Origin of the sequence: Streptomyces sp. NPDC001292 (assembly GCF_042896465.1) — a bacterium.
Classification (GTDB): domain Bacteria; phylum Actinomycetota; class Actinomycetes; order Streptomycetales; family Streptomycetaceae; genus Streptomyces.
The window spans coordinates 1-11531 of record NZ_JBIAXG010000092.1 but is presented as its reverse complement, the minus strand read 5'-3'; the positions used below and the strand labels follow the sequence as shown (position 1 = coordinate 11531).

The window sequence follows — 11531 nt, the reverse complement described above, 5'->3', positions numbered from 1 at the left end:
AAACCACCACACCCTTCGGCAGCCCCGTCGAACCCGACGTATAAATCACATACGCCGGATGTGCAATTGACCCCACCACCCCAGGAGCAGAGGAATCCAGCCCCGCCAACTCCCCAGAAACCTCAGGGGAATCAAGCACCACAGACGGCACGTCCTCCGCGATCACGTCCTCAAACGCCTTGACCGTCACCACAGCCGCCGCACCGGCATCGCCCAGCATGAAGGCGATCCGCTCCACCGGAAGCTCCGGATCCACCGGCAGATACGCAGCCCCCGCCTTCAACACACCCCACAACGCCACCACCAGATCCACACCGCGCTCCAACGCGACCCCCACCACCGACTCCGGCCCCACACCACAGCCGATCAGCAACCGGGCCAACCGATTCGCCCGCGCATCCAACTCCGCGTACGACAGCGACACATCACCCGCGACCACCGCCACCGCATCCGGCGTCCGCGCCACCTGCGACTCCAGCAACCCCACCAACGACACATCCGGCACCTCAGCAGCCGTGTCGTTCCACTCCACCAACACCCGACGCCGCTCGACCTCACCCAGCACATCCACCTCCCTGACGGAGTCGTCGGGAGATGCCGCGGTGAGCCAGTTCAGGACCTGCTGGAAACGTCGGGAGACGTCCTCCACGGCGTCCCTGGTGTGGAGATCGGGGTTGGCGCCGAACGCGATCTGGATGCTGCCGTCGGCCGAGCGGTCGTAGACGTCGATCCCCAGGTCGTCGATCGGTCCCGGGACGACGTTGCGGACGGTGGTGACGCAGTCCCCGAACTGCAGCGGGTAGGCGAAGGACATGACGTTGATGTAGAGGGCGCACAGGGGCGCGCTGTCGATCAGGTTGAGGTCGCGGTGCATGTCCTCGTAGCGGTACCGCTGGTGGCGCAGTCCGTCGCGGATCTTCCTCGACGCCTGTCGGACGAGGTCCTGGACGCGGGTGTCCGGTGCGATCGTGAGCCGGATCGGGAGGAGGTTCGCCGTGAGGCCGGGGACCCGGAGTTCCCGCTTGCCCACCCGGCCCAGGACGGGGACGGCGACGGCGACGTCCCGTGCGCCGGTCATGCGGTGCTGGTACAGGGCGGCCGCCGTGATCATCAGTCCGGCGAGGCTGGTCTTCAGCCGCCGTGCGGAAGCCTTGAGGACGGTGGCCTCTCCGGCGCCGAATTCCTCGGTGTGCCGTATGGGGGCGTCGGGCAGGTCGCGGAACCGGTGGCCGCCCTGACCGGTCTCCTCGGGAAAGCCGGCCAGGGTGTCGAGCCAGAAGGCGCGGTCCTCTTGGAACTCCTCCGAGTCGCGGTACGCGCGGTCCGCGTCCATCAGCAGGGACAGTGGTTCCAGCGCTTCGCCCGTGGGCTCACGGTCCTCCAGGAGCGCCGAGTAGATCTCCTGCAGCCGGCCGGAGAGGACCACTCCGCTGTAGCCGTCGAAGACGAGGTGGTGCGAGCGCTGGTACCAGACGACGTGGTCCTCGGCGAGCCGGAACACGGCCTGTACGAAGAGCGGCCCGGTGGTGAGGTCCACCGGGCTGCGTGCGTCCTGCTGCATCCACTGCTCGGCCGCAGCGCCGGGATCGGGTTCGCCGGTGAGGTCGACGACACGGATCGGGTGGTCGTGCGAGATCGCGAGGTACTGGTGGGGAACGCCGGAGTCCACGTGGAAGCGGAGGTGGTAGGTCTGGGCCTCGTCGAGCGTGCGGCGCATCGCCTCGACGAAGAGGTCGAGGTCGAGGGCCCCGTGGATGTCGACGCGCTCCGCGATGTTGTAGATCGGGTTGTCCGGAGCCAGCTGCTGCGCATTCCAGATGCCTAGCTGGGACGCCGTCAATTCGCAGAGCTCGCCCTCGGATGCGGCCATTACCGCCCACCCCCATGATTCGGTATTGCGACCTGGCAGTTCACGATCCGTGCTGCGTGTGCGTCTGGATCCGGTACGCGGCTGGACGGTCCAGATCCCAGAATGGGCGCCGGCCAAGCCGACGCCCCCGGGGAGAGTTGTGAGATGGCCTATTTCTCCATGGCCTCGATCAAGCTCTTCGGCCGCATGTCGGTCCAGGACTTCTCGATGTAGTCAAGGCATTCCTGGCGGCCTGCCTCACCGAATACCTTCTGCCAGCCGTCGGGTACGTCCACGAAGACCGGCCAGAGCGAATGCTGGCCTTCGTCGTTGACCAGGACCAGATAGCTGGCGTCGGGATCGTCGAACGGATTCGTCACTGCACCGTCCCCTTCTCGAGTGAATGATGTGGATCGCAACGCTAAGGGGTGCTGTCGGCACCATTCCGGTCGGTCCGCCGAGTTCCTGGTTGCCGGACCTCACTATGCATCAGCCCTCTGCGGGCGTCCAACGGCGATCGGCAATGCTTCGACGCGCGTTCAACAATGGCGTGACCAATGGGTGTTCAAGTGTGTCGATGCGCCAGTTGAACATGTTGAACACGCAGGTGGTCGGCTTCTTCGGGGGCCGGCACCGTGCCGTCGCAACTTGACGGCCGTCCGCGCAGCGTGCCACCGTGCCAGGCCTATTCGGGGATCGCAACGGTCTTTGCCCGCGGTGCATTCGCCGTAACCGCTGAGTATCCGGTCTCGAAAAAATTCGAGCAATTCCTGTGAGGTATCCGCATGCACAGCGTGTCGGCCCAGCACCCTCCGCAGATCAACCTGGTGGATCCCGAGCTGTACGCGCACGGCGATCCGTTCGAGCAGTGGCGCTGGCTTCGGGCCAATGCCCCCGTGTACTGGCATCCTCCCACCGAACTGCCCGGCTTCTGGGCGCTCACCAGGTACGAGGACGTGCGGACGGCATACCGTGACGCGGAGACGTTCAGTTCGGCGCGGGGAATTCTTCTGCGTCCGGCGGAACACGGCGAGGATCCGGGTGGTGGACGTACGCTGGCGCTGACGGATCCGCCGCGTCACCGTCAGCTCAGGGGGCTGGTCGACGAGTGGTTCGCACTCAGGTCGGTCCGTGGTTTCGAACCCGAGATGGGCGAGGTCACCCGCCGGGTCGTGGACGACGCCCTGGAGCGCGGGTCATGTGATTTCGTGGCGGACATCGCCGCACGTGTGCCGCTGTATGTGATCTGCCGAATGATGGGCGTGCCGAGTTCCGACTGGGATCACCTGTTCAAGTTGACCAGTCAGGCTTTCGGTGCCGGCGATCCGCTGACCCAGAGGTTCGCCCACCTGGACATCATGGGCTACTTCGAGGAACTCCAGGCAGCCAAGGCGGCGAATCCCTCGGACGACCTGGTAAGCATTCTGGCGACGGCCGTCGTCGATGGTGTTCCCCTGTCGCCGGAAGACATCATTCTGAACTGCGACAACCTGCTGGTCGGCGGCACCGAGAACACGCGTATCGCCGCGGCCGGCGGAATGCTGGCTTTCCTGGAGCATCCCGACCAGTGGGCCGCACTGGCGAAGGAGCCCGACCTCCTGCCGTCAGCGGTGGAGGAGGTGCTCCGCTGGACCTCCACGGCCACGCACATCATGCGTACCGCGGTGCGGCCGATCGAGATACACGGTCCCCGGATTGAGGCCGGTGACTGTGTGACGTTCTGGCTGCCTTCCGCCAACCGTGACGAGTCCGTCTTCACCGATCCCGACCAGTTCGACATCCGTCGTAAACCGAACCGGCATCTGGCCCTGGGATTCGGTGAGCACTTCTGCCTGGGCAGCGTGCTGGCCCGCGCCGAGCTCCGCCTCCTTTACCACGAGCTTCTGCACAGGTCCATTCGTATCGAACTCGACGGCACCCCCACCCGGTTGACGTCGATCGTCGTCAACGGCCCCGAGTATCTGCCGGTCCGGCTGACCGCCGCCGCGGCCTAGCGCCGACGCCGGCGCCGGCACCGGAGAACCCGAGAGCGAGGAAGCTTTTCGTGTCCATGATGGGCGGCCCGGCACTGGGCCTGATGCGTCCGCGGCTCGATGAGGAAGGGGTCACCCGGCAGAGGATCAAGCCGGGCACGGTGCGGCGCATCGTGCCGTACGCCCTGCGATACCGCTGGTCCCTGATCCTGCTCGCGGTGACGACCGCTCTGGACGCGGCGATCGCCGCGGCGAGTCCGCTGATCCTCAAGATGCTCATCGACGACGGCATCCTGCCCGGGAAGCTCTCGGTCGTCGTGTGGCTGTCCGTGACCATCGCCGCCCTGGCCCTGGTGAACGCGCTGGCGTCGTACGTCCAGGCCTACTCCTCGGGCCGGGTCGGGGAGGGGCTGGTGTACGAGCTGCGTACCGCGCTGTTCGAGCATCTGCTGCGGCAGCCGATCGCGTTCTTCACCCGGGCCCAGACCGGCTCTCTGATCAGCCGGGTCAGCACCGACATCAACGGGGCCCGGCAGGCCGTCACGACGCTGCTGTCGCAGGCGGTTTCGGCCGCGCTGACCCTAGTCCTGGTGATCAGCGCGATGTTCTATCTCTCCTGGCAGATCACCCTCGCCTCGCTCGTCCTGTTTCCGCTGCTCCTCCTGCCCGGCAGGATGATCGGAAGGGCTCTGCAACGGCTCACCCGGGAAGGCATGCAGATCGACGCCCGGATGGGCTCGATGGCGGACGAGCGGTTCAACGTGTCCGGGGCCATGCTGGTGAAGCTCTACGGGCGGCCGGCGGAGGAGGCCGCCCAGTTCGCGAAGGCGGCGGCCCGCAGACGGGACCTCACGATCGCCGAGAGCGTCTACGCCCGGATGTTCATCATCGGCATCACGGTCCTGACGTCGCTCACCACGGCACTGGTGTACGGGCTCGGCGGCAGTCTCGCCATCGATGGCGTTCTCGAACTCGGCACGCTGGTGGCGATGCTCACCCTGCTGCTGAGGCTCTACAGCCCGGTGAGTCAGCTGGCTTCCATGCAGGTGGAGGTGATGACGGCACTGGTCAGCTTCGACCGGGTCTTCGAGGTGATGGACCTGAAGCCGCTGATCGAGGAACGCCCCGGCGCCGTGGCCCTGCCCGCCGCCGAGTCCGGCGCGCCGGCCGCTCCCGACATCGAGTTCTCCGGGGTGTCCTTCCGCTACCCGTCCGCCGCGGACGTCTCGCTGGCCTCCCTGGAGGCGATTTCGGTTCCGCAGCCGGAACGGGCCGACGGCGCGTGGATCCTGGACGACCTGAACTTCGTCGCGCCGGCGGGGAAGCTGACGGCGCTGGTCGGCCCGTCCGGGGCCGGTAAGACCACGATCACCCAGCTGGTGCCCAGGATGTACGACCCGGACGCGGGCGCCGTACGCGTCGGCGGACACGACATCCGGGACCTGACCCTCGAGTCGCTGCGGGACACGGTGGGTGTGGTCACTCAGGACGCCCATCTGTTCCATGACACCATCCGCGCGAACCTGTTGTACGCCCGTCCCGAGGCCACCGAGCAGGACCTGGTCGAGGCGTGCATGTCGGCACGGATCTGGGACACCATCTCCTCCCTCTCGGAGGGTCTCGACACAGTGGTGGGCGACCGGGGCTACCGCCTCTCCGGTGGCGAGAAGCAGCGCATCGCCCTGGCCAGGCTGCTACTCAAGTCGCCGCCGGTCGTCGTCCTCGACGAGGCGACCGCGCACCTGGACTCGGAGTCCGAGGCCGCCATCCAACGGGCCCTCAAGGCCGCGCTGGCCGACCGGACCTCGCTTGTGATCGCGCACCGGCTCTCAACCATCCGGGACGCGGACCAGATCCTCGTCGTCGAGGCGGGCCGGATCCGCGAACGCGGAACCCATGAGGAACTGCTGGCCCTGAACGGGCTTTACGCGGAGCTGTACCGGACGCAGTTCGCCCTGCAGGAGAACACCGGCGAGGAGGTCGGTTCCGCGGCCGGTGCCCCGGGCCCGGCCTGAGCCAACGGCAGCCGGCGGCTCGCCGAACAGCGTTTGCTAGTGTCCCCCAGGCGACCGACCGCGCCTGGGGACGCGCGACCGGCCAGGGGGAGGGCCAGCATCGATGACCACAGCGGAACCCGACAGCCCTTCGACAGCCGATTTAGCGGCCGGCTCAACAGCCGACTCAGCCGCCGGCTCAACAGCCGACGCCCGGGACGGCGTACTCCCTGTCGGGCGTGAGGGCCACGGCACGCCCGCCGGGAACGCGCCCGCCGGAGCCGGGCGGCTGCTGCGGGATCCGGTGACGATCGCTGTGGTCACCGCGGGGCTGCTGCACCTGCTGTGGTTCCGGTTCGTCGCCAACAGCGGCGGTGACATCGCGAGCCAGGACGCATGGGCCGGTTTCGTCGGACGGCACCCCGGTTCCGCGTACGACTTCGCCTGGTACGGCGGGATCCACCCGATGTCGTACAGCGTCGTCTCGACGTATGTGATGGCGGCGTTCGGTGTGCGGACGACGACGGTGATCGCCGGGACGCTCTCCGCGGGCCTGCTGGCGTTCGTCCTCACCCGCTGCGCCGGAGTGCGCCGTCCGCTGCTGCCGGTCCTGTGGGGTGCCGTGGCACTGGCCTGCAACGCCGCCTCCGGCCGCTCCACATTCGGTCTCGGGCTGCTGTTCGGGCTCGCGACGGTGGCCGTGGTGTTCCACCGGGAGAGCGACGACCGGGCCGACTCTCCGGCCCGGCGAGGGCGCCTGCGGGGCGCGGCCGTGGTCCTGTTCTCGCTGCTGGCCACGGCCGCGAGTCCGGTGGCCGGGCTGTTCCTGGGGGTCGTCGGTGCCGCGCTGTTCCTGCGCGGGCGCCGGGCCGCCGCCTGTGCGGTGGCGCTGCCGCCGGTCGTCGTGGTCGGCGCGTCGGCTTTGCTGTTCCCGTTCGAGGGGATACAGCCCCTGGCACTGGGCACGGTGGCGCAGCCCCTCATGTACACGGTGGCCGTCCTGCTGACGGCGCCGCGGCGGTGGCGCACCGTGCGGGCCGGCGCGGCCGTCTACGCCGTCGGTGCGGCCGTGACCTGGCTGGTTCCCTCGCCAGTGGGCAGCAATGTGGAACGGCTGGTGCTGCTCTTCGGCGGTACGGCGCTGCTGGCCGCGGCCGGCGAGCACCACACCGGCGGACGGACGCTGCGGCTGCTGCGGCTGTCGGTGGCCGGGTTGGCCCTGGCCGGGCTGGTCACCTGGACGTTCCACAAGACGGTGTCGGACATCAGGCTCACCACTCCCGACACGGCGTGGGCGAGCGGGCTCCCGCCCCTCGTCGAGCAGCTGCGGCGCGCTCACGCGGAACGGGGCCGGGTCGAGGTGGTGCCCCCGCGCAGCCACAGGGAGGCGTCGGCGCTCGCGCCGTACGTGAACCTCGCCCGTGGCTGGAACCGTCAGGCCGACATGAAGCGCAACGGACTCTTCTACGACGGCACACTCGATGCCGCCAACTACCGTGCCTGGCTGAACCGTTGGGCGGTGCGCTACGTGGTGCTGCCGACACGGGGCCGGCCCGACATAGGGGCGGAGGAGGAGACGGAACTAGTCTCGGCGGGGCTCCCCTATCTGAGCGAGGTCTGGTCGGACGCCGACTGGAAGCTGTTCCGGGTGAAGGACCCGACGCCGCTCGCGGGGCCTTCCGCGTCCGTCATACGTGCCGGTGAGAGCGGGACGGTGCTGTCCGTCCGGTCGGCAGGGCAGGTGCTGGTCCGGATTCAGTGGTCGCCCTGGCTCGCTCTGGTCGACGCGGACGGCAGGCGCGTGAGGGGGCCTTCGTCGCGCGACGGCTGCCTGGCCGAGGCGGACGGCTGGACCCGGCTGACGGCTCCGGAACCCGGTGTCTACCGGATCGCCGCGCCGTACGGTCTGTCACGCGGAACTCCGTGTTCGAAATGAATGCCGAGCAGTTGATCAGGGATATTGCCCGGTGCCATAGTTGGCCGCGAGGAAATGTTATGTGCAGCTAGTAGCTAGCAACTGGCAACTGGCAACTGGCAACTGGCAACTGGCCATAGACAGCAGGAAACTGGCACATGGCAACTCGAACCGGCAACTGCATCGCTTTTTTGACGGCTGGACGAAGAGAAATGCGGGGTGCGTCGAATGCCTTACGTGAATACCAACGGTATCCGGGTTTCCTACGAACGGTCCGGCCACGGAGAGCCGGTGCTCCTCATCATGGGATCGGCGGCGGCGGGCCACGTCTGGACGGTGAACCAGACACCCGCGCTGAATGCGGCGGGGTACGAAACAGTCACCTTCGACAACCGGGGTACCGGGAACTCGGACGCGCCTGTCGGGAAATACTCGCTCGCCGACCTCGTCGCCGACACCAGGGGCCTGGTCGAGGCGCTCGACCTCGCGCCCTGCCGCGTCGTGGGCGCCTCGATGGGTGCGATGGTCGCCCAGCAGCTGGCACTGGAGTCCCCGGAACTGGTGCGGTCCGCGGTGCTGATCGCCACCAGGTCGCGGTCGGACGCCGTCCGGCGGGCATGGTCGGCGGCCGACCGGACGCTCCTAGAGAGCGGCGTGGAGTTGCCTCCCCGCTACGCGGCCCTCCGTTCGGTGGTGGAGATGCTGTCGCCCAGGACGCTGAACGACGACGCGAAGGCCGCCATGTGGCTGGAGATCTTCGAGTTGTCCGGCGGCAGCAGTGAGAAGTCCGGCGGCCAGACCTGGGTGAACACCGACGAGGACCGCCGGGAGTCCCTTCGGGGAATCGAGGTCCCGTGCCGGGTCATCGCTTTCACCGACGACCTGATCACTCCCCCGCATCTCGCCGTCGAGGTCGCCGACGCCATCCCGGACTGCGACTACGTCGAAGTGCCCGACTGCGGCCACATGGGATATCTGGAGAGCCCGGAGACGGTAAACTCCGCGATCATTGAATTTCTCGACAAGCACTGACAGAAGGACAAGCACCGACAGAAGTGCGAGACGGGGCCACCCGGGCGAGCCGTTCCCGCCCCGAGTGACCCCGCCGGCCGTGTCCAGCCCTACGGAGTTGTCAACAACGGCATCAGATCATGACGGTCATCCGGTCACGGATTCGCCGATGAAACCCATGCGCTCGTCGAGTTCCTGCGCGAACTCCAGCCACGTCTGGGCGTACTGCCGCGCCAGATCCACGACCAGAGCGCTGCAGTGCGGCGGCACCGCGGCGGTCAGCTGCCCCCACTTCTGCGGCCCCACGGCGTTGTTCTGCAGCAGACGCAGAAGCTGCCGTCCCTCTTCCTTGTGGCGCAGCGACGGGTCCTTCAGCAGTTTGTCCAGGACGTAACCCGGATCCGGCTGGATGAGCCGCGCCAGCCGCTCCCGTCTCGGCCTGGCCCCCTGGTCCGACGCCCTGTCGTCGCCACGGGGCTCGGGCGCGGCGCTCTTCTCCGGGATGGGCGGCTCGCCCGCCTGAAGCCGCTTGCGGACGTCACCGGCCGTCGCCGGCGAGATCCCCGCGATCCGGGCGACCTCCCGCAACGAGGCCTCCGGATTCTGGATGATCGCCTCCGCCGCCCGGCGTCGGCCTTCGGCACTGTTCACCGGCCGCACCTTCCCGTCTCGGCCGACTCGCGCGTTCAACTGCTCCCCGGCGTCAGTTGAACGCCTCCGGATCGCCGCCACGGCCTTCGCCCCCAGCCCGGAAACGCGCGCGATCGCACGGTCGGACATGTGCGGATGTGTGGAAACGATCCGGCCGGCGGCGGCCTGACGGTCCGCCAGCGACAACGGGAGCCCATGCTCCACGTTCGCCTTGACCGCATGGAGGAAGGCGTCTTCCACGGTGCCGTCGAAGAACACGGCCCTGATCGTCTCGTCGCCTCTTAGCATGGCGGCCAGCAATCGGTGTGTCCCGTCGATCACTTGCATGTTTCGCCGGTTGACGAGGATAGGCGGAAGCGGCGCCTCCACTTCCACCAGCCTCGCTATATGCTCTCTGCTATGTCCTTCCGTGCGTGGAGAGTTGCCGGGCCGCAGAGAAGAAATCGGCACAGAAACGAAGTTCTGCTCACGGTCCTCCTCAAGAACCGTGGATTCCCGCCTCAGGCCGGCGACAGCCCCGCCCCGCGAAGCATCAGGTAAGACAGTGTCCAGTTCAACCAATTCGATTACCCCCAGCTCGAAACGTTGCCGCTCAGAGTTGCTTGTCACTGCCGCTCACGAGTTTCGGTGTAAATCAAACACACGATCGCCTTTTGCGTCATCCCCTGTCGGGCATCTCTCGCAGCCGCCGGTGTCAATCCCCTCGCAGTGTGGAGACGATCGATGCGGCCAGTCCCTCGGCGAGGGTGGCTCGGTAGTCACGTTCGTAGTCGATCGGGCTCTTGAAACCGCACACACTGTGCAGCCGCCTGGTGTTGCAGAAGTCGGTGATCCAGGTGGCGATCTTGATGCGTGTCTCGGTGCGGGTGCGGAAGGTGTGCCGGTGGACGTACTCGACCTTGAGCACGCTGTTGAACGCCTCGCTCACGGCGTTAACGAAGCAAGATCCGACTCTGCCCATCGGCTGCACGATGCCCAGCTTGCGGCAGGCCCGCTTGAACTTCCGGGAGCGGTGTTCGCTGCCCCTGCCGGTGTGCGTGATCACGCCGCGGACGTCGCCGCCCCGGGTGGCCGCGGCCATGTTGAGTGAGGCCACCACAGCCCGGCGTCGTGCCGGGCGCCCATCGCGTAGCCGAGCAGCCGACGGGAGAACAGATCGATCACCGTTGCCAGGTAGAACTTGCCCTCGCCGGTGTCGATCTCGGTCATGTCGCCTGCCCAGACGAGGTCCGGTTCCTCGGCGGTGAAGTCCCGGCGGACGAAGTCCGGGGCGGCCGGCCGCCTGCCCGGCCTGGTCAGCGACCGGCGGCGCTTGACCTTCCGGCCCGCCAGCCCGAGCTCGGCCATCAGCTTCGCGACGGTGTTCACCGACACCCGCCAGCCCCGGCGCACCAGCTCGATGAACACCTTCGGCGAGCCGTAGGTGCCCTCGAGGCGTGGAAGATCTCCTCGATTTCCTCCGCCAGGTGCTGCCGGCGCATCTCCCGTCCGGTCGGCGGCCGGTCGCGCCACTCGTAGTACCACGACTCCGACACCCCCAGAGCCCGGCAGGCGACGCGATGCGGTATGCCCTCCTCGGCCTTGCAGCTGCTGATCACCCCGACCGCAACGGCCGGGTCCGCCTCAGCTACTTCACCCACAAGGCCACGAATCGCTTGCACACATCACGCTCCATCTCCAGCTCGCGGATGCGCTTGTCCTTCTCCCTGGCCTCGGCCCGCAGCCGCTCCAGCTCCGCCCGCTCACTCTCCCGCAGCCGGCCAGCAGACGGCTCGGCCACCGGCCGGTCCGGCGACGGCGACCCGTTGCGCCTCGCTCGCGAGACCCAGCTGTGCAGCGTCCCGGGATGGATGCCCAGATCCTCGGCCACCTCCGGAGTCGGCTTCCCGGTCTCCGTCACGATCCGTACCGCCCCCTCACGGAACTCGGCGTCGTAGCTGCGCTTCCTGGATGCCATGACCCCCAACTATCCCTCCGGTCACGGTCTCCACAGTAGGAGGGGAGGTGCAGTCACATCAACGACAGACAACGTTGATCGTCACCCTAGTGCAGTGCCGCATTGATCTTGCGGGGGTATGTGCCTCGCCGTCAGCGGCGACGCGGGCTGCTGACGGCGGCCGGTGATGCGTCAGTTCTTG

Annotated in this window: 10 protein-coding genes; 4 read left to right on the top strand and 6 right to left on the bottom strand. The window is 67.8% G+C overall.

The features are described 5' to 3' along the window. On the bottom strand, positions 1 to 1870 hold a 1870-nt coding region (locus ACFY4A_RS41775; RefSeq protein ID WP_390834544.1), incomplete at its 3' end, for a condensation domain-containing protein. A 149-nt stretch (positions 1871 to 2019) separates the two neighbouring features. Then, on the bottom strand, positions 2020 to 2229 hold the full coding sequence (locus ACFY4A_RS41770) for an MbtH family protein (protein WP_390834543.1): 210 nt from the start codon (positions 2227 to 2229) through the stop codon (positions 2020 to 2022). A 768-nt stretch (positions 2230 to 2997) separates the two neighbouring features. Here ACFY4A_RS41770 and ACFY4A_RS41765 point away from each other — a divergent pair. The 4 genes from ACFY4A_RS41765 (at position 2998) to ACFY4A_RS41750 (ending at position 8763) form a co-directional block, all read left to right on the top strand. Further along, the gene (locus ACFY4A_RS41765; protein ID WP_390834542.1) at positions 2998 to 3843 is read left to right on the top strand and encodes a cytochrome P450; all 846 of its coding nucleotides are present in this window, start codon (positions 2998 to 3000) and stop codon (positions 3841 to 3843) included. 56 nt (positions 3844 to 3899) lie between these two features. After that, entirely contained in the window at positions 3900 to 5837 is a 1938-nt protein-coding gene (locus tag ACFY4A_RS41760; protein ID WP_390834546.1) for an ABC transporter ATP-binding protein, read from the top strand. Between the two features lie 283 nt (positions 5838 to 6120). After that, positions 6121 to 7752, top strand: coding sequence for an MFS transporter (locus tag ACFY4A_RS41755; RefSeq protein ID WP_390834541.1), 1632 nt, complete (start codon positions 6121 to 6123; stop codon positions 7750 to 7752). 207 nt (positions 7753 to 7959) lie between these two features. Next, positions 7960 to 8763, top strand: coding sequence for an alpha/beta fold hydrolase (locus ACFY4A_RS41750; protein ID WP_390834540.1), 804 nt, complete (start codon positions 7960 to 7962; stop codon positions 8761 to 8763). A 126-nt stretch (positions 8764 to 8889) separates the two neighbouring features. On the opposite strand, the gene ACFY4A_RS41745 is transcribed toward ACFY4A_RS41750, so the two are convergent. The 4 genes from ACFY4A_RS41745 to ACFY4A_RS41730 all read right to left on the bottom strand — a co-directional run bounded on the left by ACFY4A_RS41745 (position 8890) and on the right by ACFY4A_RS41730 (position 11350). Next, the gene (locus ACFY4A_RS41745) at positions 8890 to 9843 is read right to left on the bottom strand and encodes a ParB N-terminal domain-containing protein (RefSeq protein ID WP_390834545.1); all 954 of its coding nucleotides are present in this window, start codon (positions 9841 to 9843) and stop codon (positions 8890 to 8892) included. 244 nt (positions 9844 to 10087) lie between these two features. Next, the gene (locus tag ACFY4A_RS41740; protein ID WP_390834539.1) at positions 10088 to 10474 is read right to left on the bottom strand and encodes a transposase; all 387 of its coding nucleotides are present in this window, start codon (positions 10472 to 10474) and stop codon (positions 10088 to 10090) included. Further along, positions 10435 to 10905 carry an IS3 family transposase gene (locus ACFY4A_RS41735; protein ID WP_390834538.1) on the bottom strand — a complete coding sequence of 157 codons (471 nt, stop codon included), beginning with the start codon at positions 10903 to 10905 and terminating at the stop codon, positions 10435 to 10437. The genes ACFY4A_RS41740 and ACFY4A_RS41735 overlap by 40 nt, the downstream gene beginning before the upstream one ends. A 115-nt stretch (positions 10906 to 11020) precedes the next feature. Further along, a complete protein-coding gene (locus ACFY4A_RS41730; RefSeq protein ID WP_390834537.1) occupies positions 11021 to 11350 on the bottom strand; it encodes a transposase in 330 nt (109 codons plus the stop codon). Positions 11351 to 11531 lie beyond the last annotated feature (181 nt).

Excerpts from the sequence above, each read along its gene's own strand:
- ACFY4A_RS41765 (WP_390834542.1), top strand. The coding sequence starts at position 2,998 with ATGGGCGAGGTCACCCGCCGGGTCGTGGACGACGCCCTGGAGCGCGGG.
- ACFY4A_RS41750 (WP_390834540.1), top strand. The coding sequence starts at position 7,960 with ATGCCTTACGTGAATACCAACGGTATCCGGGTTTCCTACGAACGGTCC.
- ACFY4A_RS41760 (WP_390834546.1), top strand. The coding sequence starts at position 3,900 with ATGATGGGCGGCCCGGCACTGGGCCTGATGCGTCCGCGGCTCGATGAG.
- ACFY4A_RS41730 (WP_390834537.1), bottom strand. The coding sequence starts at position 11,350 with ATGGCATCCAGGAAGCGCAGCTACGACGCCGAGTTCCGTGAGGGGGCG.
- ACFY4A_RS41740 (WP_390834539.1), bottom strand. The coding sequence starts at position 10,474 with ATGGCCGCGGCCACCCGGGGCGGCGACGTCCGCGGCGTGATCACGCAC.